Here is a 26,046-nt window from a genome sequence, read left to right on the forward strand (position 1 = left end):
TTAATGAGTGAAGTAGAAACACTTTTGCAATTCAATACATGTCTTATTTTCCTGATATCTTATCTCATTGGTTCTGTACCATTTGGATTACTTTTTACAAAATTTTATAAACTTGGCGATATAAGAACAATTGGTTCTGGAAATATCGGAGCGACAAATGTTTTACGAACAGGAAATAAAAAAATCGCAACTCTTACTCTTCTATGCGATATATTAAAAGGCACTTTTGTTATTTGGGTGACAAAATTTCTATTTCCTACTGTAGAAATTGCTCTTCTGGCTGGATTTTTAGCTTTCTTAGGGCATATTTATCCCATATGGCTTAAATTCAAAGGAGGTAAAGGAGTTGCAACTTATCTAGGTGTCTGCTTAGGTTTTGATTGGTTAGCAGCTCTTATTTTTATTATTGTCTGGATAGGAGCGTTTATATTAACGCGCTATTCTTCATTTTCTGCACTTGCGGCTGTAATTATTACTCCAATTTTTATTTACTATCATTCCCCTTCTTTCTATGTTGCTTGCATAGTAATAATAATGAGCATACTCGTTATTATAAAACATCATACTAATATTCGCAGATTATTAGCAGGGGAAGAAAATAAAATTGATACCACAAATAGGAATAAATAAAGGAATTTTGCTTACTGATCAGCAACGATTAAATTGGTTGCGGTTATTACGCAGCGAAAATATTGGAGCAGTTACTTTTCGTAATTTGATTGACCATTATAAAACAGCAGAAAATGCTCTTGCTATGCTTCCTGAGCTTAGTAAAAATGGAGGGCTTCGTAAACCTATTCGAATCGCGACATTAGATGATGCCGAAAAAGAAATGCAACAAGCTGAAAAACAAGGTATTAGGTTTATCGGTATAGGAGAACCAGATTATCCACCATTTCTCAAAATAGTAGAAGCATCACCTCCACTTATTGCCATAAAAGGTGATTGCTCGATTTTTCAAAAACCTTCTGTTGGGATTGTTGGTTCTCGAAATGCCTCTGCAGTCGGCAAAAAATTAACTAATCAGTTTGCTCATTTTATTGGTAATGCTGGTTTTACGATTATTTCTGGACTTGCACGTGGAATTGATAGCACTGCTCATCAAGCAAGTTTGCTAACAGGCACAGTTGCAGTTATGGCTGGTGGTATTGATCACATTTACCCTCCCGAAAATCAAAAACTCTATGATGATATTCTTGCTAATGGTGGAGCAATTATTAGTGAAATGCCCATTGGTTGGAAAGCCCGTGCTATCGACTTCTCAAGAAGAAATCGTATTATTGCAGCTCTATCGCTTGGTCTTTTAGTGGTAGAAGCGGCCATGCGATCAGGCTCCTTAATTACAGCACGCCAAGCTGTTGAAATGGGACGATTGATTTTCGCTATTCCAGGTTCTCCACTTGATCCAAGAGCAATTGGTACAAATAATCTTATTAAAGAAGGTGCTTTGCTGGTTACACATCCCTCTGATATTATAGAAACACTCACACCATTAACATCGAATACAACCGATCCTCAACTTAGCTTTTTTGAAGAAACATATTCAATTCAATTTCCACAAGAAAATACTAGTCCTCCTAAGCAAATAACGAATGAGACTTCTTTGATTGGAGATGATATAGAACGTGAAGCTGTCCTTTCGGCTCTATCAAGCACTCCAATTGATTTAGATACACTCAGCATTTATTCAGGTGTTTCGTTACAAAAACTCTACCTCTTGTTAATTGAACTGGATCTTGCTGGAAAGCTTATTCGGCACTCTGGCGGTTACGTATCATTGTCGACTTAGGATCTTCTCCAAGAGCCTCAGAACTATTAATAATGCTTTGCCCCTCTTCAGCTGCCATATCCAAAAGCAATGCTAAAAGTGGACTATGAGCTTGACGTGCCATCTGGCTCATTTGTTTTGACATATCTGTAATATAGTGGATAATCTTTAAGTGATTTATAAACATAATCTTTTATCCTTGAGCATTCTCCCCACCTCTCAATAGATGTTATCTTAGTATTTTGCCGTATGCTTTTTATATTGGCTGTGGAAAATAAGTTATACGATTTCTTTTATAAGGTGTATTTTTAATAATAACAATCAAAAGTTGTATAATATAGTTTTTTTTTATGTGCTCTTGACCAATTGTCATTAGCTATTCATTTGAAAGAAGTTTATAAAGGGAATTTTGTTTCAACATTCGGATAAAATTATGGATATTGTTATCGTTGAATCTCCAGCAAAAGCAAAAACAATCAATAAATACCTTGGATCTCAATACAAAGTCATAGCATCATTTGGGCATGTACGTGATTTATCTGCAAAAGATGGCTCTGTTCTTCCTGATAAAGATTTTGCTATGAAGTGGGATATTGATACTGCTTCAGCAAAACGTTTGAATGAAATAGCAAAAGCAGTCAAAGAAGCCGATAGCCTTATCTTAGCAACAGACCCTGATCGTGAAGGAGAAGCTATTTCATGGCATATCCTTGATGTTCTAAAACAAAAAAAAGTTTTAAACGATCAACGTGTTAAACGAGTTGTTTTTAATGCAATCACGAAAAAATCCGTTCTTGATGCCATGAAAAATCCACGCGATATTGATATATCGCTTGTAGATGCCTATCTTGCACGTCGAGCTCTCGACTACCTGGTTGGGTTTACTCTCTCACCTGTTTTATGGCGCAAATTACCTGGTGCTCGTTCTGCTGGTCGTGTTCAATCAGTTGCTTTACGTATCATTTGCAATCGCGAATCAGAGATTGAGCAATTCATTAAAGAAGACTACTGGTCAATTACAACATACTTGAAAACACTCCAAAATAATATTTTTCATGCACGGTTAATAGAATTTAACCATAACAAACTTGGTAAGCTTGATATTCAATCCCAAGAACAAGCTGATCAAATTCTCTCTATGTTGGAAAAAGCAAATTATCGCACGTTAAGTATTGAAGCCAAGCCTATAAAAAGGAATCCTTCTCCACCCTTTACAACATCTACATTACAACAAGCTGCTTCTTCAAAATTGGGTTTTTCAGCTTCTCGCACAATGCAAGTTGCTCAAAAGCTTTATGAAGGTGTTGAAATCAATGGTGAAACAGCAGGACTTATTACTTATATGCGTACTGATGGAGTGCAAATGGCTTCAGAAGCTATTGATGCAGCACGAAAAGCGATTATTGATTCTTTTGGAAGAAATTATCTTCCTGAAAAACCACGTTTTTATTCAACAAAAGCTAAGAATGCACAAGAAGCACATGAAGCTATTCGTCCTACAGATTTTACACGTCATCCTAATCAAGTGTGCAATTTTCTCGATAGTGATCAAGCAAAACTCTATGAATTAATATGGAAACGCGCAATTGCCAGCCAAATGTGTTCTGCTGAAATTGAACGTACAACTGTCGAAATTGAAGCATCTCAAGAAGAAAATCACGCTCATTTACGCGCAACAGGCTCTGTTATTCGTTTTGATGGCTTCATTTCTGCTTATACGGATCCAAAAGAAGAAGAAAATAGTGATGAGGATGAATCAACACGTCTTCCGCAGATTAATGTTGGAGAATCACTTACAAAAGAAAAAGTTGAATCGGTCAAACATACGACAGAACCACCTCCTCGTTATTCTGAATCTGCATTAATTAAAAAACTTGAAGAATTGGGAATTGGTAGGCCTTCAACTTATGCATCTACATTAAGCACACTTTGTGATCGTGGATATATCATAACCGATAAACGCAAACTTATCCCTGATGTTAAAGGACGTATTGTTACAGCCTTTCTTGAAAATTTTTTTAATCGCTATGTAGAATATGGTTTTACAGCAGCTCTTGAAGAAAAATTAGATCTTATATCCGATGGAAAACTTTCCTGGAAAGATGTTTTACGCGATTTTTGGGATGAATTTAATGCATCTATTACGAGTATCCAAGAACTCCGCATAATGAACGTTCTTGATGTTTTAAACGTAACGTTAGCTCCTCTTGCTTTCCCGACACGTGAAGACGGAAGTGATTGCCGCTCTTGTCCCCTTTGTACAAATGGCCAATTATCATTAAAATTAGGGCGCTATGGTGCATTCGTTGGTTGCTCTAATTATCCTGAATGTAAATATACACGCCAATTAGGTTCAGATACAGAAGAACAAAGCAAAGCGGTGCACAATGATGAACCTGTTATGCTCGGTATTGATCCTGAAACAGGGAAAGATATTTCCCTTCGTCATGGCCGCTTTGGTCCATATATTCAACTTGGCGAAGGTAAAGAAATTAAGCGTGCAAGTTTGCCTAAAGGGTGGCACATAGAAAATATTGATTTTGATAAAGCTTTAGCTTTGCTGTCTTTACCTCGTGAAGTTGGCATTCATCCTGAAACAGGAAAAATAATTACAGCCGCAATTGGACGATATGGTCCTTATCTTGCTCATGATGGACAATACACAAATCTTTTTAGTACAGATGAAGTCTTTGATATCGGCATTAATCGCGCTGTTACAATACTTGCTGAAAAAAAAGAGAGTACAACAAACCGACGTAAAATAACACCTGCTACGCTGGCAACACTAGGAGATCACCCAGAAGGTGGACTAATTACTATACGTAATGGTCTTTATGGTCCATATGTTAACTGGAATAAAATTAATGCTACCTTACCAAAGGATAAAGATCCAGCTACAGTCACACTTGCAGAAGCATTAGAACTTATATTAGCTAAAGCATCGATAAAAAAAACAAAACAAAAAGCTACTTCAAAAAAGAAGGCAACACCAAAAAAATCCTCACCCCGCAAAAAGAAAGCATAAATTTTGGCTAAAAGCGAGAAAAAAACAAAATATTTTCAACTATCTAATACTAAGAAGCTACCTAGTAAATCAGAAATTTTATCCTTTATCACTCATAATCCGAACCAATCGAGTAAACGAAAAGTTGCTAAAGCTTTTAACTTGAATAGTGATTCTCATATGTGGTTAAAAGATATATTGCGTAACTTAAAAGATAACTATGCAATACCAAAAAAACGTAAAAATTTAAGCATCAAAAAGGGATTACCATCAATTACTTTAGTCAAAGTTAGTGCTCTTGATAAAGATGGTGACTTTATTGCAGAACCTCTTGAATGGCCCAATGATCCAAAGCCTAATATTCAAATTTCTTCTTCTCATCGCATAAGAGGAGCAAGCATTAGTATTGGAGATCACATCCTTGTAAAAATTTTTCGAAATAAAGTTTTGCAAAATCTTTCTTATACAGGACGAATCATCCGCAAGATTGATAAGAAAAAAAGAAATATGCTTGGTATAGTGAGAGAATTAGAAAATGGCGAATGGCATATAGATCCCATAGAACGTAAAAATAACGAGCTTATTATTGATATTTCTACGAACATAGATATTAAAGCTGGTGATCTTGTCGAAATTGAAATTAAAAATAGTACTAACTACAGATTCAAACAAGCAAAAGTAAGAAATATTTTAGGGCACATTGATAATGAAACAAATCTTTCAATGATTGCCCTTATATCAAAAGAAATTCCTCATATTTTTCCCTCAGATGTCCTTGAACAAGCTGAAAATATAAAACCTGATAACGCTGTTAACCGCGAAGATTGGCGACAATTACCGTTTATTACAATTGACCCCCCAGATGCAAAAGACCATGATGATGCAGTTTATGCAATAAAGGATGAAAGCCTTGCCAATAGCGGAGGTTGGATTATCATTGTCGCAATTGCGGATGTTTCTTGCTATATACAAACAGGAAGTATTCTAGATCAGGAAGCATTAAAACGAGGAAACTCTGTTTATTTTCCTGATCGTGTCGTACCAATGCTTCCAGAATGTATTTCTAATGATCGCTGTTCATTGCACGAAGGAAAAGATAGACCTGCACTAGCTGTTCGTATGATTTTTGATGCGAATGGAAACAAACGTAAACATAGTTTCCATCGTATTGTAATGCGTACGGCAGCCAAATTATCCTATCAAGAAGTACAATGTGCAATTGAAGGAAAGACAAATAAAAAAACAGCTCCCTTACTTGAAAACATTTTACAACCATTATGGGGTGCTTATTCCTGCCTTAAAATTGCGCGCAATCACCGACAACCATTAGAATTAGAAATACCAGACAAAAAGATTATTCTTGATCAAAATGGATACATTCAAGATGTTGTGATGTTATCTCATCTAGAAGCACATCGATTAATTGAAGAGTTCATGATACAAGCGAATGTTGCAGCTGCTGAAACATTAAAAGGACATCATCAACCTCTCATTTATCGTATTCATAGTAAGCCATCTCTTGCACAACAGGAAATGCTCCAGAACTTTCTTCAAAGTCTAGGAATTTCACTTGCACGAGGAGCTGAACTTACATCAGCACAGCTTAATAATATTCTTACAAAAACTATGAATACGCAACAAGAGGAGTTAGTAAATCAGATTATTTTGCGCTCACAATCTCAAGCCGAATATAGTCCTAAAAATATAGGCCACTTTGGTTTAAATCTGCCTAACTATACACATTTTACCTCACCAATTCGCCGTTATGCTGATTTAATTATTCATCGAGCGCTTATAAAAGCTCTGAAATTGGGTAATGATGGGCTCACAGATGAACAAGAGAAAAATTTTGCAAAAATCGCCACTCAAATTTCTTTATACGAACGCCGCGCAATGATGGCAGAACGAGAAACTGTTGATCGACTTGTTGCACATTATTTAGCTAATAAAATTGGACACTCATTTACAGCCCGTATTTCAGGAGTTACAAAAGCAGGTCTTTTTATCGCACTTGATAAATTAAATGCAGATGGTTTTGTGCCTATTTCTACACTTAAAAGTGATTATTACTATTTTGACGAAGTACAGCATACCCTTATAGGAAAACGTAGCCGTAAATGTTATCAACTTGGTGATGTAGTCGAAGTAAAAATTTTAGAAGTCCAACCTTTTTCTGGTGCTTTATGTTTTGAAATGTTAACAAAACCTCGTCTCATAACTTCTTTACCTATCTCTTACCACAAAAATAAATCTATAGTGAAAAAACGCAATTATGTTTCTGATAAAAAAGATAACCTTTAATAAAAGATCGCAAAATTAGAATTATATCTCTGCACACAAAGATTAAAAGCTATGATAAATCCATAATAATATTTAATTTTAAAAACTAATTGATTGTTGATAACATTAGTATCAAATATTTTAAGCTTATTATACAAAAAGTTATTTAAGAAAAATCTTTATTTTTAATATCTTTTTAAAAAGATGTCTTAATTTAAGAAGAACTATATAGCCAACATTTTTAAAGTAATGGATTATTTAAAAATCTCTTGTCATTTTATTATTATTTGATGCATACTGTTTCTTTTTTTAGCTCTATATAATAAATTTCTATGATTCTCTTTTGATTAAGAAAAGGTCAAAAAATTTTACATTAAATATATCATAAAATATGCAACATATAGATTTATCTACCTTTTATCATCTAAAAATCTACACAATTACCCCACAGACTATGTGCTACGCTGTAAATGCTATTTTTTTAATCGCAATTTTCTTTTTCTATTTTCAACAAAATTTATTACTAATCATATGATCCAAATATAACACTATAATTTTAATTAAACTCCCCTCATGATGAACAAAACCTTCAACTTCCCAAATAGTTCTTTGCGTGCAATTATTGCCTCGATTACGACCATTGGTACTGTCGGTGTAGCATTAGGAATGGGAACACAACTTATTTCGTTGCTAATGACTGAAAAAGGATTATCAAATAGTATCATCGGTTATAGTGGAGGAGTCGGAGGAATTGCAACAATTATTGCAGCTGCTCTAACTGCCCGAATCGCCTTACATTTCGGTGTCGTCGAATCAATATTGCTTATGATGATTATTGGTTCTCTAAGTTTTTTAGGATTCTATTTTTTTGAATCAATATGGATTTGGTTTATTTTGCGATTTACACTACATTTCGCTATGACAATTATATTTATTCTATCAGAATTCTGGATTAATAATGCATCTCCACCTCACAGACGCAGTTTAGTAATTTCTATCTATGCTATTACTTTAGGTCTTGGATTTATTTTAGGCCCAATGCTGCTAGAAAAAATAGGAACACAAAATTTTATACCTTTTGGTGCCGGCTGCCTTCTTATTATAATTGCTATCATACCCCTTCTCTTTGCCTGGAAATTGAGCCCCAAATTTCAGAGTAAGGAAAATACGGCGTTTTTTTCACATATTTTACGTATTCCCACCTCAACAATAGCAGCACTTATTTATGGCGCTATACAAATGGGAACGTTAACACTTATAACACCTTTTAGCTTATCAATTGGATATAATACAAATGAAACCATACATTTTATGGAAATTCTTGCTCTTGGTAATATTCTCCTTTTAATTCCTATCAGCCTCATAAGTGATTATTTAAAAGATAAGCGCTATTCTCTTATAGGATGCGCTATTTTAGGATTGATTGGAACTCTCATTATACCGCAGATAGCAGAACATAAACTGATTTTGATGATTGATCTTTTCTTCCTTGGTGGAATACCAGCAGGTCTTTATACAATTGGCCTAGCACAACTTGGTGAATGCCTTAAAGGACAAGAGCTTGCTGCAGCTAATTCTGCTTTTATTTTTTGCTATGGAATTGGTATACTGATTGGACCAGCTATTATTGGTCAAACAATGGATATTTTAAAACCATTTGGTTTTTCTTTGGCAATTGCCTGTTTTTTTAGCTTATATATTATTTTAGTGCTTATTCAATTAATGAGAAAATCAAACAACTCTTGACTTTTTGTAGAACATCCGTAGTGTCATATATAAAATGTAATTGCATCAAAAATAAATTTTGATAGCGAAGTAATATTATTTTACTATAATAGGACTCTTATTATGGCTAAGGCAGCAACTATTAAGATTAAGCTTTTATCAACTGCAGATACTGGCTTTTTCTATGTAACAAAGAAAAATAGCCGCACAATGACAGATAAAATGAGTAAACGCAAATATGACCCAATTGTTAAAAAGCATGTTGATTTTAAAGAAACAAAAATTAAATAATTAGTCTTTCGTTTAAATTATTAAAATTAAGAATGCCGTGTAAATAAAAACGCAGAATATATTGCAGTGTTCTTGATAATTTGGCTTTTTTACAAAAGCTCTTTTATTATTAACCCCCTAATAAAAAAGGGGAACGTGATTGTATTCTTTTAAGATAAATGTCTAGCTTTTCTAGCTAAAGTCTCAACCTTTATTTTGCAAAAATTCATTACTCACAGCAGTCTCAAAGAGTGATATATTACTAAGTGCATTAGTTATATAAACTATCTTGATCAATACAAACCTAAGTACTCATAATTAATTATTATTGGAAAATAATTATTTAATCTTCTCACTGACGCTGCATTTTCCGATATCAATCATCTTCCACGTGTTAGTCATATAAAATAATTAGCAAGTATTCTTTCAGACCCTCAAGCTACCTATAATGATAAATTTGTTGCTTAAAGGCAAATATATTCTCAAGAAGTTCTTTCTATGTGTCAATATATCAGAATAGCAATCATCATAGGTAAAAAAGGACATTGTATATGGACTGATGGAAATGATATTAGATCTTTTATCAGAAGGAATTTTAAGCGCCTATATACGTAAAATTTGCGCTATTCGCAAATTGTTTCTCTTTGTTCGATGAACAAAAATACATAAATAATCTACCTGATCAGATTGATATTTATGCCCAAGAGAAGACTTATATAAGTTTTTATTTATGCTTAAAGGAGCTGGATCTACAAATAAAACTTTATCAAATACTCCACCTTTACTATCACATAATCATTTAATTAACTTTCTATAGGATAAAATTCATAGATGAGAAACAGCAGCCTGTCTTCCCTACCATCTTGCTATTGTATATATTTATTTATAGATAGAGCATAATGAATATTTTTCAAAATGAAACAGTTATTACAAATTACCAGTATTTTATCTTAACTCATCCCATAAATATATTGTTACAATTTTTATCTCATGAAAATAAATAATTCTCCTTCTAATCCGAATATTTTTAGCAAAAAACTTATTATTTTCAGTATTGTTATAATAAATATTGTTCTTATTCATGGAACAATTTATTCGAGATGTACTGCAGCACAAATCAATAACATAATTTCTGTTCCCCAAAAATCTATAAAAGGTAAGGCATTGGTCATTGATGGTGATTCAATTAAGATTTCTGATAACATAATTCGACTTGCAGGAATCGATGCTCCTGAACTCAATCAATTTTGCGGCATAAAAAAAGAACGCTACGCATGCGGCTTGCAAGCAAAAAAAAAATTAGAAAAACTTATAGCTCATCAATCTGTTACATGTTACTGGTCTAAAAAAGACAACTATCATCGTATTCTTGCCATATGTAGAACAAAAAAAGTTAATAACATTAACGCAGCAATGGTACGCAATGGTTGGGCTGTCAGTTTTTATAACTATCCTAAAGAAGAACAAAAAGCTAAAAGACAAAAAAAAGGAATATGGCAGTCAAGTTTTCAAAATCCGCAAGAATGGCGTAAAACTCATCCCCGCATAAAAAAATAAAGTAATCTCTTTATTCCATAAAAATATCTTTTTAATTTCTTATTTATTATGAATAAAAAACAATGTGAGCATATTATAAAATTAGAAAAAGATATTCATTCTTGCCGTGTTTGTATCAAACATCCACATTATCTTCCTCCCCTTCCCCATGAACCAAGGCCTGTTGTCTATTTATCTAATACTGCTTCTATTGCAATTGCAGGTCAAGCACCAGGATTGCGTGTGCATGAAAGTTTGATCCCTTTCAATGATTGTTCTGGCGTAAGATTACGTAATTGGCTCGGTGTAACCAGTGATGAATTTTACAATAGATCTCTATTTGCTATTGTTCCTATGGGATTTTGTTTTCCTGGCTATGCCCCAAATAAATCTGATTTGCCTCCAAGAAATGAATGTCAAGAAATATGGCATGAAAAAGTATTTCAGGCTATGCCGCAAATAAAACTTGTTCTTGCTGTTGGAAGTTATGCGCACAAATGGCATATCACAAACCTAAAATATAAAACTGTCTCGGAAACCGTCAGTGATTGGAAAAACATACTATCCATACGTCAACCTCGAGGATATAATGTTATGCCTTTACCCCACCCATCATGGCGAAATACTTTTTGGTTAAAAAAACACCCATGGTTTAATGATGAGCTTATTGTACATCTTCGCTGTTTAGTCCGTAAATTCTTATGAATTTGATAGTATATTAATTTTTTATCAAATTAGTTAACTTTAATAAAGTTTATAGCCCCTATAAACAATGTAAGGAATTATCAATATCAAATATAATAAATTAATCATGATAGCTTTATAATATAGAGCTGAGTTCACCATGCATAAAGCAGCATTCTTTATCTAATATTGTAACATCTAATATCCCAGTGAAATTGTTAATAAAAGCTCTACTTAACTAAAATGCTATTATTTAATTTGAATAGCATCTAATCTTAAATATGAATTCACTAAAAGAAGATTTGAAATTTATAACCTATAAGATTATTACCTAATTGTATTAATAGCCACTAGTAAAGCTAATATACTCAGCATATGTTGAAATAATTAATAATCACTAAAACTCCAACTGATACGTTCTAAGTTTAGATATCATAAAATCTGCAATTCAGTCTTGATATCCTTTTTAAAAACTGAAAAATATCAAATCAACTAACTCAAATGAAAAAAGTAATCTGAGATATCGATTTTTAAAAATTATACCATCAAAATATTATGCGAAAAAATGAACGATTTTAGGAAACTTGAATTTTATAGTTTAATAAAGTTTTTATTTTCTAGAAAATTATATTTTTAAAGTTGTTTAATATTTATGATCACATTCTTACTTTTTAATACTCAGTTTTTCTACTCAGACGGTCCCATTTGCGTATGAACTAAGACGGCCGCTTTAACAATACCAGCTGCTATAGCTGCACCTGTTCCCTCACCAAGACACATGTCTAAATCCAAAAGTGGTTCTTTCCCAATTTTTTCTAAAAGTTTACGATGAGCTGTTTCAGAAGAAACATGCCCAACAAGTGTATGATCAAGAGAACTTGGATTTATTTTATATAGCACTGCTGCTGCTGCTGTCGCTATAAACCCATCTAAAATAACTGGAATTTTTTCCATTCTTGCAGCTAAAATAGCCCCTACCATAGCAGCAATCTCACGCCCTCCTAAGCGACGCATAATTTCAAAAGGATCATTTAAATAGTTCTTGTGTAAAGAGACTGCTGTTTTTACAGCCATAACCTTGCGCTGATAAAATTCTCCTACAGCTCCCATACCAGATCCGACCCATTCCTCAGCTTCTCCACCAAACAAAGCAAGACATAAAGCTGAAGCTATAGTCGTATTGCCTATTCCCATCTCTCCAACACATAAGAGATCTGTTCCTCCGGCTATTGATTCCATTCCAAATGCCATTGTTGCGGCTGCACTGCGCTCATCCATTGCCGCATCTTTTGTAATATTCATTGTTGGATATTCTAATGCCAAATCATATATTTTCAATCCAAGATCATAAGCTACACAAATCTGATTGATCGCAGCACAACCTGTTGTAAAATTTTGTACCATCTGTTGTGTCATAGATTGTGGAAATGGTGTAACACCCTCATCAGTAACCCCATGATTGCCAGAAAAAATAGCAACTAGAGGCTTCATTATAATTGGTTTTTCTTCTCCTCTCCAACCCGCATACCAAACTGCAATACCTTCCAATTTTCCTAGTGCACCCTTTGTTTTCACTAATTGTGCCTGCCGTTTTTTTGCTAAAGTTATTGTAAATTCATCAGCAATAGGTAAATTTATTAATAAAGCACGAAAATCATCAAATGGCCTAGCAATCATGAAAATACCTTTTCGAATCTACAATATATAATTAGAACTTTTTTTACAGATAGGATATAAATAATTTATTGTTTTTTTTTCATATTACAAATGTAAGATGCGCCACTTAATAAGTATCTAGGATGATAGAGAGCAAATGTTGAAACTCTTTTAAAAGATGAAACTGATATATCGCTGTATACAATTATTGCAGTAAACTTTTACATTTTTTAACCTTTAACAAAGATTAACTCTGATCAACTAAGATATTTATTTTATCTCTTTCTTGAAGAACTGCAATTTTCTAATAATTATTCATAAATTATAACTTAATTTATTATATAATATTAAAATATTGATCAAATTATCTTAACTGATAGCAGCAAAAGCTTCTTTTAAAATACGCACATTAGCATCCGTCTTTGTTGCATTATGTGATAATATTTGTCGCCATCGTCGTGCACCATCACGCCCTTGAAACAAACCAATCATATGTCGTGTAATATGAGAAAGACGTCCTCCTGAAGCTATATGTTTGGCGGTGTAATCACACATAGCATTAATAAGATCATAATCACTAAGATTATTCTGCGGTTCACCATATATTTCAGAATCAATAAGGTTCAGCCAAATAGGATTATGATAAACTTGTCGTCCAACCATAGCGGCATCACATGATCTTAAGTGCTCTTTAATTTCACTAATTGATTTTATTCCGCCATTTAATCCAATAAAATTATTTTTATATTTACGCTTTAAATTATAAACCCTTTTATAATTAAGTGGTGGAATATCACGATTTTCTTTTGGACTTAATCCTTTTAACCACGCTTTGCGTGCATGTACCCATAGCGCATCACAGCCAGCATTCCATACACGATCAGCTAAAAAGTCTAAAGCCAATTTTTCATCCTGATCATCTACACCAATACGACATTTAACAGTCACAGCTATAGTAACAGTTCGTTTCATCTCTTCTACAGCTCGCGCTACAATATCAGGATGCAACATTAAACAAGCACCAAATATACCTGCCTGAACACGATCTGATGGACAACCAACATTTAAGTTAATTTCGTCATAACCAAAGTCTTCGGCAATACGTGCAGCTTCTGCCAATTTTTTTGGATCTGATCCTCCTAATTGTATTGCAATTGGATGTTCTTCATCACTGAAAGCCAATAATTTTTTACGGATACCGTAAATCACAGTATCAGCTACGAACATTTCAGTATAAAGCAACGCCTTTTTCGTCAAAAGACGATAAAAAAATCTGCAATGCTGATCTGTCCAACCCAACATTGGTGCCACAGCAAATTTTACTAATGGTGGAGAATGATAAAATGTCATAGGAATATTATTCATATATCTCTATTATTATTTTATTAAGCAAACAAATAACCTCCCCTTCCTCTCCTCCTCATATAGATATTTTATTCTCTCTCATTGCTGAAAAAATAAAACATATAACTTCTTATTTGATGATTTATCTTTTTTCTAAAATAATTTTTGAATCTATATATATATCCGCATATCTAGTTTTTCTCATTAATCAACTAATATATCTTAAATAGTAAAATTCAATGTTATGATTCAACATATTTCATAAAATATATAGTATTTTAAAATATCTCTAATTTATAAGATTTTGTAAGTGAAAATTGAGAATACTATTTTCAATAGAATCTATCTAACTTTTTGGAAAACATCTATAATTTGATACATCTAATAATGCATAAAATTTTATTTATATAAAATATGTAAAGAGCACCACCACACCAATATCACTTTTTCATATGCTTACTGGCACGGTAGGTAAAATCATAGAATACAAAATGAAAACCAGAATTATGCTGATGAAAAGCCTTTTTATATCTAACACAATGCTTCAAAGGATATTATCAAAACTATATAGATTAAATAAAGTAGTGTGGAAAAAAAATTCTAGCATTCATTCCAAAGAAAAATATTATATTTCAATATGTTAAATACAAAAAACGGTGCCCCCAGAGAGACTCGAACTCCCGACCCCCTGATTACAAATCAGGTGCTCTACCAACTGAGCTATAAGGGCACATTATATTGGAAATAGCATAAACTTACAAAAAGGCAAATAAAAAATTATGAATGTGATTTACTATTGAAAGATATATCTAAGCCAAATTAATCGGATGTGTATTATAATATGCCTATATTGATAAACAAGTATTGTTTATAAATTTACTCCTTATAAATCGAAAGAGACTGATTTATCAGAAAGATATTTTTCCAACCAATGAATATCATAATCACCATTAGCAATATCTTTATTGTCAATAAGATCACAAAATAAAGGTAATGTAGTTTTGATACCATCAACCACAAACTCACTTAAAGCACGCCGTAAACGCATCATACATTCCAAACGTGTACGACCATGAACAATCAGTTTTCCGATTAAGCTATCATAATAGGAAGGAATACGATAGCCTGAATAAGCCCCTGAATCAACACGAACTCCTAGCCCTCCAGGTGTATGAAAATGGGTAATAAGTCCTGGAGATGGTGTAAAACTAATTGGGTCTTCAGCATTAATGCGGCATTCAATAGCATGGCCAGAAAAGTGGATATCTTTTTGGGCAACTGAAAGCCCTAAACCAGATGCAATATGAATTTGTTCATGAACTAAATCTATACCTGTAATTGCTTCAGTTACAGGATGCTCAACTTGTAAACGTGTATTCATCTCGATAAAATAGAATTCACCATTTTCGTAAAGAAACTCAATGGTACCCGCCCCACGGTATCCAAGTTTTGCACAGGCATTTGCAACAATATTACCAATTTTTTTCCGCTCAGCTTCATTAAGTACAGGAGAATGCGCTTCTTCCCATACTTTTTGGTGGCGCCGTTGAAGTGAACAATCACGTTCTCCTAAGTGTATAGCATTACCAGCTCCATCACCTATGATCTGAATTTCAATATGACGTGGTTTTTCTAGATATTTTTCAATATAAACTGAATCATCATTAAAAGCAGCACTAGCTTCTGAACGTGCTGTTTTGAAAGCTGCTAAAAGTTTTTGCTCAGAATGAGCAACTTTCATACCCCGTCCACCACCACCTGCAGAAGCCTTAATAATAACTGGATAGCCAATTTCATTAGCAATGCGCAGAGCTTCTTTTTCTTCAACTATAGCGTTATCAGAACCTGGGACAACAGGAATACCAAGGCTTTTAGCAGTTTTTTTAGCTTCTATTTTATCACCCATAATACGAATATGTGCTGCTGTTGGACCAATAAATGTAATATTATGAGCTTCCAATACATCTGCAAACTTTGCATTTTCAGAGAGAAATCCATAACCTGGATGAACAGCATCCGCTCCTGTAATTTCACACGCCGAAATAATTTGATAAATATTTAAATAAGAATCGTGAGAATGTGGAGGACCAATACACACACTTTCATCAGCAAGCCGAACATGCATAGCATCAGCATCAGCAGTTGAATGAATAGCTACAGTTTTAATTCCAAGTTCTTTACACGCTCGCAGAATGCGAAGAGCAATTTCTCCTCGATTAGCAATGAGGATTTTTTGTATCATGACTGCCCCTCGTTTTATTCCACTATAATAAGTGGTTCATCAAATTCAACTGGCTGACCATCTGTAACTAAAATAGCAGTCACAGTACCTGAATGCGGTGATAAAATTTGATTCATCGTTTTCATTGCTTCAATAATCAGTAAAGTTTGGCCTTTAGAAACATTTTGCCCTACTTTTACAAAAGGTTGTGCACCTGGCGCAGGAGCAAGATATGCTGTACCAACCATTGGAGATACTACCTCATTTTTTGATTTTTCTTTTTTTATAGAATCTTCAGTTGTCGGAAGTGAAGAAGGACCTACTGTAGAGCCAGACATAGGTGCATAAATTGTTTGTGCAGAAGAAGAAGTGTTTTGGCGCGCTACACAAATGCGAAATCCGTCTTGTTCAATTTCAATATTGGTCAAATTTGTATCATTCAAAATTTCAGCAAGGTCGCGGATAATTGCTGTATCAATCCCAGTACACTGCTGAGTATCTGTTTTTTTTATTGCCATTTTATTCCTAACTCCTTGACCGATAAAATTTCTAATACTTACTATCCTTATGACTAAATATCTTTTAAATTTTAATGAAGTTTCCCCTAATCATTGTGTTCACATTGTCATTAAATTAAACTGCAATACAAATCCACATTTATAAATCTGTTAACAAAAAAATCAAAGAATCAATATATTGGTGTATTTCTCAATAATCTCATTGAGAAAAGAGAAGTTCATTGTGCATCTTCTATTGCTGCTTGCAAAATACTTTTTTCTACAGCTCCACTAAATATTTTATCTCCAATGATATAAGCGGGAGCACCAAGAATATTCAAGGCAGAAGCGATTTTAAGATTTTCTTGAAAGAATTTCTGTAAGTTTGAGCTTTGGATTGCATTCCGTAGCTCTTTTTCATTGGCTCCTAAAGAAACTGCTACTTTTATAGCTTTAGCTTCATTTGCACGGCCTTGGCTCATTAAGAGTTTTTTATGAAACTGAAAATACTTCTCTGGAAAGAGTTTTCTAAAAACATAAGCAATAATATGTGTTTCTACGGAATCAGGCCCTAAAATTGGTAAATCTTTGATAACTATTCGTAGATCTGGATATTCTTGTATTAGACTTATTAAATCTGAATAGGAACGTTTACAATACCTACAATTATAATCAAAAAATTCAACAAGCACTATTTTTCCATTTGGATTTCCTAAAATAGCATCATGAGGAGATTGAAAAATTTCCTTTTCTAATAACTTAATGATTTCAGATTGCTTTTGAGCTTCCTGCTGACGGCGTTGTTCAAATTTTTCTTGAAGGATAAATTGCATTTCAATCATAATCTCCGGATTATTAAGGAGATAGTCTCTTATAATCTGTCGAATATAATCATCACTGATGCTTTTTGTGCTTTTTTCGCTAAACTTCGACAAAAAATCAGAATCTTCTAAAAGTTGTATTTTAAGATTTTCTATGGTTAGATGGTTTGATGTTTGTTCTTTTGTTTGCGCGTATGACAAAAACAAATACATAAAAACGCTCAAAATAAACGCCATTAAAAAAATTTTCATGAATGGTAATTTTAAATGTTGAGCTTGATCGATCATTTATCTGTCTTTGTATTTAGCTTAAGTATTTATAAACTTATATGATAAAGTATCATATTTATGCAACAAACCAATTAAATTATAATATATAATTTAGCGAATTATGGAGATAACCTGTTCTCTATTATCTGATAAACAGAATATTTTCATGCATATTTTCGTATTTTTTTGTTAAAAGAAATATCAAAATATTTGATATAAAGCATTTACCTTAATCGCTCAAATATTGGCATCATTAACTCCTGTAGGCCAACTTAATATGAAAAAAGAAAAAACAATGAAAGCCATGGTGCATTATGATCTATTTATTATTGGTGGTGGAATAAATGGGTGCGGAGTAGCCAGAGATGCAGCTGGTCGTGGATTTAATGTTGGCTTAGCTGAAATGAATGATCTTGCATCCGGTACATCAAGTGCATCAACAAAGCTTATCCATGGTGGTCTTCGTTATCTTGAACACTATAAATTTAGATTAGTTCGTAAAGCATTGAAAGAACGTGAAATTATTTGGCGTATGGCTCCGCACATTGTACATCCTATGCGCTTTATCCTACCTTATCATAAAAAATTACGGTCTTCTTGGATATTACGTTTAGGACTTTTTATTTATGATTATCTTGGCGGTTGGAATCAAATATTTCAGCGTACCAAAATGATTAATTTTTCAAAAAATTTTTGTACTTCTCTTAAAAAAAATTATCATAAAGGTTTCGAATATTCTGATGCGATAGTAGATGATGCTCGCTTGGTCATTGCTAATGCGCGAGATGCAGAAAAATGGGGAGCCGATATAAAAGTACGAACAGAAGTTCTATCCTTAAAAATAGAAGGGAGCAAATGGCTTATTACTCTTCATGATAAATTAAATGATAAAAAATACTGCGTTACCGCTTCTTATATTGCGAATATGGTTGGTCCTTGGATTAATCATGTTTTAAAAAATGTTTTAAACTCTACAGAACTTCCTCCAATGCGGCTTGTTAAGGGATCCCATATTTTGATTCCAAAACTTGATATGCATAATCGCGCTTATATTTTACAAAATAACGATAATCGTATTATTTTCGCTATTCCATATCAGGAAGAATTTACATTAATCGGAACAACAGATTGTGATTATCAAGGTAATCCTACTGATGTATCTATTAGTGATGAAGAAATCGATTATATTTGCGCAGTAGCAAACGAATATTTCACACAACCGATATTGCGTGAAAACATTATATGGACTTATTCGGGTGTTCGTCCTCTTTATGATGATGGTACTTCAATGGCTCAAGAAATAACACGTGATTATGTCCTCAAAGAAATAGGAATAGAGAATACACCTAAAATTCTTAATCTGTATGGTGGAAAAATAACGACTTATCGCACATTGGCTGAAGATGTAATGAAATTTATTGAAAAAGCGCTTGGTCCTAAGAAAGGACCATGGACACTGAACTCTGTTCTTCCTGGAGGCGATTTTCCATATAATAGATTAGATATGATTGAAAACAGAATTTCTGTTTTACTTCCAGATCTAGATGCTTTTACTTGCCGTAGGCTTGCTCGTTCCTATGGTTCAGAAACATTTATAATATTTGCGAATGGGAATGTGGATAAAGGGAAATATTTTGGACATGGGCTTTATGAAATAGAAGTGAAATGGTTAATGGAAAAAGAATGGGCAAAAACATGTGAAGACATATTATGGCGCCGTTCAAAACTTGGCCTTTTTTTTACTAAACAAGAAACTGATACTCTTGCTAAATATATAGAAGGTAAAAAAGAAAATGGATTAAAGAATATCTCTCTTTAGATTATATAAAATTTTATACCTGAATTTTGATGATCTTATAAAAAATTTTTATAATTAAATATTTCTATAATAACTTGTATCATTCAATTTATTCTAATTTCAAATCTCATTGATCACTTCGATAGCGTTTCTCATTACGGTACTTATAGCAGCTAGTGTAAAAATAACTGCTGATAAATTAGAGTATTATATATATCTTGTAATTTTATGATAAGAGTATTTATAAATCTTTTAGAAAAAGAAGTGATTATTGTATCAGTGAAATTTATATTCTATTGAAATGATCTAAAATCTTGTTTTATTAAGCGATATCAAGAATAATATGTAGTAATAATTTACAATAAAAATAATTATTAATTTTATATAACTTAAATATTACAATGCAATTTACCAGAAATATTTAGTCTCAATAAATTAGCTTATACTTATATGTTAACCACTATAAAGCCTTACGTTAGTTAATAAACAGGTATAAGCGTTTAAGGCTATATCTCCTGTTACATCCAATATCCCTAATCCGCAAATATCTCGAAAGTGAACAACCTGTTGACTTCTATAGATAACTCCCAAATCAAATACAAACAATATCAGTACCATAAATATTCTTATTTTTGATCTCCTCCTAATTAAAACACATATTGCTAAAGAGAATAACTGAACTTTCTAGATCTCAAAATGAATATGAACTATATTATCATATGGATTTTTAATGTATATAATAGCAATAAAAAAGATTTATTTTTAATAATTATATTGGACAATTATAAGTATATTTTAAAAAATAATTATTAAATTACTTCTATCGTATTCTTCTTTTTTCTATTAATTAGATAATATGTCTTAGTTATTATTTTTTATAATAAATAAAATTAATTATTGTAATAATATATAATATCGTTATACTATAATTAAAAATTAAATAAAGGGGGGTATTATGCATAAAATCGATTATAATAGCTATCGTACTGTAAAGGGTTTTAATCGCCGGGTTCGCTTTCTAGTAATGCATTACACTGCAGCCAACTTTAAATCATCTGTTATAACTCTCACAGGACCTTCAGTCAGCGCCCATTATCTTGTTCCTGATCCTTCAGAACAGACATACATTGATGCAGGTTTTAAAGATATGCGCATTTTTAATTTGGTTGATGAAAATGAGCGAGCCTGGCATGCTGGCATTAGTTCATGGGCTGGACGTAATAATTTAAATGATACAGCTATTGGAATTGAAACAGTTAATCTAGCAACCGATAACAACGGGAAGTTTACATTCCCGCCTTTTCATCCAAAGCAAATTGATGCAATTAAAGAACTTGCATTTAACATTCTTCAACGTTATCCAGATATTTCACCAACTAATGTTGTTGGCCATAGTGATATTGCTCCTGGGAGAAAAATGGATCCAGGTGCAGCTTTTCCGTGGAAAAAACTTTATGATTCAGGTATAGGAGCGTGGTACGATGCCGTACAAAAAGATTTTTATCAAGAAGAGTTTACTAGAGATCCTTCATTTTTCGCAAAAGCAAAAGAAGAAGTTTTAGCTAAACTGAAAAAGTATGGATACGATACTTCAGGTGCAAATACTGAAAGTGGGTATAAAAATTTGATTATGGCGTTTCAGCTCCATTTTCGTCAAGAAAACTATAATGGACTTTTGGATATTGAAACCGCAGCAATTATTTACGCATTGGTAGAAAAATATTTCCCATCAAAATAATTTAGCTTAGTTTAAATTAAAATATATGTGATTGTTACAGAAGATTTTTTGCCTTCATAGAATTATTAGCTTTAATGATTAAAGTGATATACTTTAATATTTTTATGAGTATCACAACTTATTTATATTGCTAATTTAGAATAAATAAAAGGAATAGATAAAAGCTTTTTTCTAATCCTTTTATCCTTTATAATTATAAAGAATTTCATTTAGCCTTAAAGCGAATTTTAAAGAAAGAGAAAAACTGAATATATTTTTAGCTTTTAAATATATAAAATAGCCAATATATAAATTTTAGTTGGATTTCATAATCAATCCTAAATTAGACTTTTAGCCATATTAATGATTTCGTCTAGGATCCAATAAATTTTTCTTCAAATTTTTATAATTAAAGAATCAAATTAAAATACCTTTAAATATAATAGAAGGTAATAATATCTTTTTAGAATTATTTTTTCGACAATATCAACTCCTAATACTTATTTTTGTTAAATGAAATGTTCTTTCTTTTTTATGAAATTATTTAACAATAAGTACAGAAAATCTATGTCTCTTTTTTTAGTGATGTTATCTAATTTAATCCACCTATAAAATTTATAAATTACCATAATTTTAGCTTGTATTTTGAACTGCATTATTATTTTTCAAAGAGATGCGGATTCTCAAAAGCAAGATTCTGCCGTGCTTTTTGTAATCGTTGAATAATATCATCAATTTTGGATGAAGAATAAGATATCTCCTGATTATCAGTTAATGAATTTTGTTTTTCTGCACCTTCATAAAAATACTGAATTTGTGATTGAATCGTTCGTATTTCTTGAAATAAAAGGCGACTAGTTTCTTTAAAACCATTATTAAGTGAAAAAATTTGATCGGAAATTGACATTAAAATTTGTTTTAAAAAATGCTCGTTTTCTTGACGTTTGCGATATTCTAAAACAAGAGCATAACTTATTTCATCTAACTGCTGTTTAGTGGAATCAATTTTATGCAATAAATCCGGTGCTCCATTTATATTAGCTTTTTTTATTTTCAAAAGCATAGCATAAATATTTAATAGTCTAACAGCAGAATAAGATAAATAATCAACTAATGTAAGTGTTTTAGTATAGTATTTTCGTTGAACCATTATAACTCTACCTAATGATTAGTTGTATACATTTATTCCACTATTCATTTCAAATCCTATAGAGTTATTCTAAAAAAAGTGCTAAAAAAATCTCTTTTCTAATTTATTAATATTAAATTATTATATTTGATTTTTTATATTTAATAATTAGTTAATGGAGATACGAGGCGTATAGGCGTATAAAGAATAAAACTTGCTGTTTTCTTTAAAATATTGTTACCACCAGCAAGAATCGCCTCACTAGGTGATAATTCTGTTTCTTGCATAATTGTTGAAGCTAAAGATCCTTCTCGAGATAGAGCCATTAATGTTGGAGAAGATGCAAATACATTATGCGTCCCACCATCAACATTAGATAAATCAAGAATAGCTATTCCATTCTTCCGCAATATTTCAATATTTGAACCATCTCCTACACGAGGATGTCCACCTGTAAGACGACTTGAAACAGCAAGAGCTTTATCCTTACGAGATACTAAAATGGCTGTTGGCTGAGGTAATATTTTAATATCATTAAGTTGACGCTCAAATACATCAAGGTCAATATCAGGTGCTGCCATTAAAAAACTCGTATTACGTTGAATTATTTTATATTTTCCTTGTAACGCTAGAGTTCTAAATGCTTCCATCGTAACGAAATTACCCATAGAGTGAGCTATAATTGAAATCTTCTCAGCATCTGTTTCACTGATAGTAATCAAAAGTTCTATCAGTCCATCACGCGCAAAATTAGCGCTATCACGATCATAAATATAAAGAGGTATTGCACCAGCCGAAGGCCATGAATAGTGCACATTAACAACATTCAAGGAATAATCGTAAGCAAATTGAGCAGTACGGAATGTGCCATCCGCAAAATTGTTATTGTAACCATGGATAAAAAGGAAAATTTCTTTTTTTCCTTTTGCTTTTTTTGCTAACGCAACATTTAATTGCTGTTTAAACTGTTCTTTATTATCATATTTTTGCAAAGCGACTGCTGCAAAATATTTATCATGACTAGGCTTATAGGCATTTGTTTCAACCATACCTTTCACATGTTGTTGAGGAATTCCTACATCAACACGATTGTAATGTACTGTATTTGATCGTTCTGCTCCATAAGGTTGAGAATAATTATCCTGCATCATACGACTTGTAGCAACGTACACTGGGATAATAGCTTTCGGAAGAATTTGCCCTTCAACCTTTCGCTGTGTAGCAACCATAGACGGTGTCGCATGTATTCCATGCCAAAGGACAGCACGCGAGCTACCGCATGCAACCAACAAAATAGCACAAATAAAAAGAACTAAATGCCTCAACAGTAACATACTTCTCACTGCAACACTACCTAATCTTATCAGATAAACAAGAACTCATATTTCGTAACTATAATGATAACATAAGATACAGTTTCTAATAACCTGCAAAAAGGGAATTATTATATAAAACATTTTTAAAATGTGCAAACAAGCATTGAATGCCTACTATTACAGCTTTTATCTTACTTTAAATACCAATCATAAAAAATATAAATGGTGCGGTCGAGAAGACTCGAACTTCCACGAGTTGCCCCACAGCGACCTCAACGCTGCGCGTCTACCAATTCCGCCACGACCGCACACGACAGAAGAAAATACATCAGTCTTCGCATTTAACAAATCATACAATAGGGTACAAGTTTATTTTTATATCACCGTAATTTATTTTACACTACTTCAATTTAACAATGCAAATCCTTAAAATGCATATTTTCTATATTACCTAGCGTATCAATGACATAAAACTATCTTGTGCCATTTGATTAGTTTGATAATACCCATGAAAACTTGTTGTAATAGTCGTAGCACCTTGCTTTCGTATTCCTCTCATACCCATGCACATATGTTCAGCCTCAATCACTACAGCAATACCACGAGGCTTTAGATGTGTCTTTAAAGCATCAACTATTTGAGCTGTCATGGTTTCTTGTGTTTGTAAACGACGAGAAAAAACATCTACAATACGCGCAATTTTTGAAAGCCCAACAACTTTTTTATCAGGAAGATAAGCAACATGAGCTTTACCAATAATTGGAAGCATATGGTGTTCACAATGTGAATAAAAAGAGATATTCTTCAATATAACTGGTTCACTATATCCTGAGACTTCTTCAAAAACTGTAGCCAAAATTTCTTTAACTGATTCGTTATAACCACTAAAAAGTTCACGATATGCTTTAGCAACACGACTTGGAGTATCTAATAGCCCTTCTCGATTTGGATTTTCTCCTATCCATAACAGTAATGTGTGAATTGCCATTTCCACTTCTTCAACACTAGGCTTTTTTTGCTCAGAGAAAAATGAATTAGTTGCTCCTCCTTTTATGATATCACACATTTAAAAACTCCAACTTATTACGTAGTAAGACATATATATGTACATATGTATTTTTATAATCTTTATATAAATGAATTAAAAGTTTAAATAGCAATAACTCTTGAAAGTCAGATAATAGCTTATGATTGACAACATATATAGTAATAAAATACTTGAACATGCTGCACATATAAGCAGAATTGGTCGCCTTAACAATCCAGATGCAACATCAAAAAAATATGCACGCTTTTGTGGATCGACTGTTACCGTAGACCTAAAAGTAGAAAATAGCACCATCATAGATTTTTCTCATGAGATATGCGCATGTGTACTTGGACAAGCTTCATCTTCTATTCTCGCAAATCATATCATTGGTCAAAAAACGCAAGATCTTAAAATATTATATGAAATTATTCAGCATATGTTAATAAAGGATGGCCCTCCCCCTTCACCTCCATTTGAGGAATTTGCCTGTTTAAAACCTATTAAAAACTATCAAACACGTCATGCATCGGTAATGCTTACTTTTGATGCAGTTATAGATTGTATTAAACAAATTGAAGAAAAAATGAATGGCTAAACAACACGTCAAAACAAATAAAAAACACACAAGAAACTATACAGGACCTTGGCAGAAAACACCTGGACGATTACTTGGTATTGGACTCATACGTTTTTACCAAATAACTCTATCTAGCTTTATAGGTATTCATTGTCGTCACAGACCAACCTGTTCAGAATATACCTACGAAGCAATTGCGCGCCATGGTTTATGGGCAGGCGCATGGATGGGACTTTTTCGTCTTATACGTTGTTGTCCTTTTGGAACAACTGGCTTTGATCCAGTACCAACCTCTATTGAAAATTCCTACAAGCCTTGGTACTATTGGAAAATTTCTATTAAACGTAATAAATAATTCTTTCTTTTTTAACGCATAATGCATAAAAAAGAATTGATAAATTAG

At 32.6% G+C, this 26,046-nt stretch carries 21 protein-coding genes and 2 tRNA genes; 12 read left to right on the forward strand and 11 right to left on the reverse strand.

What is annotated here, in order from left to right:
• The first annotated feature begins 3 nt into the window (after nucleotides 1-3).
• Together plsY and dprA are read left to right on the forward strand one after the other, a co-directional pair.
• Entirely contained in the window at nucleotides 4-630 is a 627-nt protein-coding gene (gene plsY, locus O99_RS01475; protein ID WP_035005896.1) for a glycerol-3-phosphate 1-O-acyltransferase PlsY, read from the forward strand.
• Nucleotides 605-1,789 (forward strand): DNA-processing protein DprA, encoded by a 1,185-nt coding sequence (gene dprA / locus O99_RS01480; RefSeq protein ID WP_172802079.1) that lies wholly within the window; start codon nucleotides 605-607, stop codon nucleotides 1,787-1,789. The genes plsY and dprA overlap by 26 nt, the downstream gene beginning before the upstream one ends.
• Here the strand turns inward: dprA and O99_RS01485 are convergent.
• The gene (locus O99_RS01485) at nucleotides 1,749-1,955 is read right to left on the reverse strand and encodes a hypothetical protein (RefSeq protein WP_035005898.1); all 207 of its coding nucleotides are present in this window, start codon (nucleotides 1,953-1,955) and stop codon (nucleotides 1,749-1,751) included. The genes dprA and O99_RS01485 overlap by 41 nt on opposite strands.
• Nucleotides 1,956-2,201: 246 nt before the next feature.
• Between O99_RS01485 and topA the strand changes: the two genes are divergently transcribed.
• The 6 genes from topA to O99_RS01515 all read left to right on the forward strand — a co-directional run bounded on the left by topA (nucleotide 2,202) and on the right by O99_RS01515 (nucleotide 11,288).
• The gene (gene topA, locus O99_RS01490; protein ID WP_035005899.1) at nucleotides 2,202-4,793 is read left to right on the forward strand and encodes a type I DNA topoisomerase; all 2,592 of its coding nucleotides are present in this window, start codon (nucleotides 2,202-2,204) and stop codon (nucleotides 4,791-4,793) included.
• 3 nt (nucleotides 4,794-4,796) lie between these two features.
• Complete coding sequence (gene rnr / locus O99_RS01495; RefSeq protein ID WP_035005901.1) at nucleotides 4,797-7,073, forward strand: ribonuclease R; 2,277 nt, start codon at nucleotides 4,797-4,799, stop codon at nucleotides 7,071-7,073.
• Between the two features lie 552 nt (nucleotides 7,074-7,625).
• A complete protein-coding gene (locus O99_RS01500) occupies nucleotides 7,626-8,798 on the forward strand; it encodes an MFS transporter (RefSeq protein WP_035005902.1) in 1,173 nt (390 codons plus the stop codon).
• Nucleotides 8,799-8,900: 102 nt separating this feature from the next.
• Nucleotides 8,901-9,068: a 50S ribosomal protein L33 gene (gene rpmG / locus O99_RS01505; RefSeq protein WP_035005904.1), complete on the forward strand. Its 168-nt coding sequence runs from the start codon at nucleotides 8,901-8,903 to the stop codon at nucleotides 9,066-9,068.
• A gap of 969 nt (nucleotides 9,069-10,037) precedes the next feature.
• Nucleotides 10,038-10,604: a thermonuclease family protein gene (locus tag O99_RS01510; RefSeq protein WP_035005906.1), complete on the forward strand. Its 567-nt coding sequence runs from the start codon at nucleotides 10,038-10,040 to the stop codon at nucleotides 10,602-10,604.
• A 48-nt stretch (nucleotides 10,605-10,652) separates the two neighbouring features.
• Entirely contained in the window at nucleotides 10,653-11,288 is a 636-nt protein-coding gene (locus tag O99_RS01515; RefSeq protein WP_035005908.1) for a uracil-DNA glycosylase family protein, read from the forward strand.
• A 666-nt stretch (nucleotides 11,289-11,954) separates the two neighbouring features.
• Here the strand turns inward: O99_RS01515 and cobT are convergent.
• The 6 genes from cobT to O99_RS01545 form a co-directional block, all read right to left on the reverse strand.
• Nucleotides 11,955-12,944, reverse strand: a complete 990-nt coding sequence (cobT, locus tag O99_RS01520) for a nicotinate-nucleotide--dimethylbenzimidazole phosphoribosyltransferase (RefSeq protein ID WP_035005909.1) — start codon at nucleotides 12,942-12,944, stop codon at nucleotides 11,955-11,957.
• 348 nt (nucleotides 12,945-13,292) lie between these two features.
• A complete protein-coding gene (gene dusA / locus O99_RS01525; RefSeq protein ID WP_035006675.1) occupies nucleotides 13,293-14,273 on the reverse strand; it encodes a tRNA dihydrouridine(20/20a) synthase DusA in 981 nt (326 codons plus the stop codon).
• Nucleotides 14,274-14,924: 651 nt separating this feature from the next.
• Nucleotides 14,925-14,997, reverse strand: a tRNA-Thr gene (locus O99_RS01530).
• Nucleotides 14,998-15,150: 153 nt separating this feature from the next.
• On the reverse strand, nucleotides 15,151-16,509 hold the full coding sequence (gene accC / locus O99_RS01535) for an acetyl-CoA carboxylase biotin carboxylase subunit (protein WP_035005911.1): 1,359 nt from the start codon (nucleotides 16,507-16,509) through the stop codon (nucleotides 15,151-15,153).
• A gap of 14 nt (nucleotides 16,510-16,523) precedes the next feature.
• A complete protein-coding gene (gene accB / locus O99_RS01540; protein ID WP_035005912.1) occupies nucleotides 16,524-17,006 on the reverse strand; it encodes an acetyl-CoA carboxylase biotin carboxyl carrier protein in 483 nt (160 codons plus the stop codon).
• Between the two features lie 218 nt (nucleotides 17,007-17,224).
• Nucleotides 17,225-18,094, reverse strand: a complete 870-nt coding sequence (locus tag O99_RS01545) for a DsbA family protein (RefSeq protein ID WP_035005914.1) — start codon at nucleotides 18,092-18,094, stop codon at nucleotides 17,225-17,227.
• A gap of 259 nt (nucleotides 18,095-18,353) precedes the next feature.
• Between O99_RS01545 and glpD the strand changes: the two genes are divergently transcribed.
• A complete protein-coding gene (gene glpD / locus O99_RS01550; protein WP_035006678.1) occupies nucleotides 18,354-19,895 on the forward strand; it encodes a glycerol-3-phosphate dehydrogenase in 1,542 nt (513 codons plus the stop codon).
• Between the two features lie 934 nt (nucleotides 19,896-20,829).
• Nucleotides 20,830-21,612 carry an N-acetylmuramoyl-L-alanine amidase gene (locus tag O99_RS01555; RefSeq protein WP_035005915.1) on the forward strand — a complete coding sequence of 261 codons (783 nt, stop codon included), beginning with the start codon at nucleotides 20,830-20,832 and terminating at the stop codon, nucleotides 21,610-21,612.
• A gap of 637 nt (nucleotides 21,613-22,249) precedes the next feature.
• Here the strand turns inward: O99_RS01555 and O99_RS01560 are convergent.
• The 4 genes from O99_RS01560 to folE form a co-directional block, all read right to left on the reverse strand.
• Entirely contained in the window at nucleotides 22,250-22,741 is a 492-nt protein-coding gene (locus O99_RS01560) for a hypothetical protein (RefSeq protein WP_035005916.1), read from the reverse strand.
• Between the two features lie 140 nt (nucleotides 22,742-22,881).
• Entirely contained in the window at nucleotides 22,882-24,054 is a 1,173-nt protein-coding gene (locus O99_RS01565; RefSeq protein ID WP_371454972.1) for an alpha/beta hydrolase, read from the reverse strand.
• A gap of 205 nt (nucleotides 24,055-24,259) precedes the next feature.
• Nucleotides 24,260-24,344: transfer RNA gene (locus O99_RS01570), tRNA-Leu, on the reverse strand.
• 143 nt (nucleotides 24,345-24,487) lie between these two features.
• Complete coding sequence (gene folE / locus O99_RS01575) at nucleotides 24,488-25,102, reverse strand: GTP cyclohydrolase I FolE (RefSeq protein ID WP_035005920.1); 615 nt, start codon at nucleotides 25,100-25,102, stop codon at nucleotides 24,488-24,490.
• A gap of 121 nt (nucleotides 25,103-25,223) precedes the next feature.
• Here folE and O99_RS01580 point away from each other — a divergent pair, with 121 nt between their 5' ends.
• On the forward strand, nucleotides 25,224-25,661 hold the full coding sequence (locus O99_RS01580) for an iron-sulfur cluster assembly scaffold protein (RefSeq protein ID WP_035005921.1): 438 nt from the start codon (nucleotides 25,224-25,226) through the stop codon (nucleotides 25,659-25,661).
• Nucleotides 25,654-25,998: a membrane protein insertion efficiency factor YidD gene (gene yidD / locus O99_RS01585; RefSeq protein ID WP_035005923.1), complete on the forward strand. Its 345-nt coding sequence runs from the start codon at nucleotides 25,654-25,656 to the stop codon at nucleotides 25,996-25,998. The genes O99_RS01580 and yidD overlap by 8 nt, the downstream gene beginning before the upstream one ends.
• Nucleotides 25,999-26,046: the final 48 nt, after the last annotated feature.

The organism is Bartonella rochalimae ATCC BAA-1498, assembly GCF_000706645.1.
In the GTDB taxonomy this organism is placed as follows: Bacteria; Pseudomonadota; Alphaproteobacteria; order Rhizobiales; family Rhizobiaceae; genus Bartonella; species Bartonella rochalimae.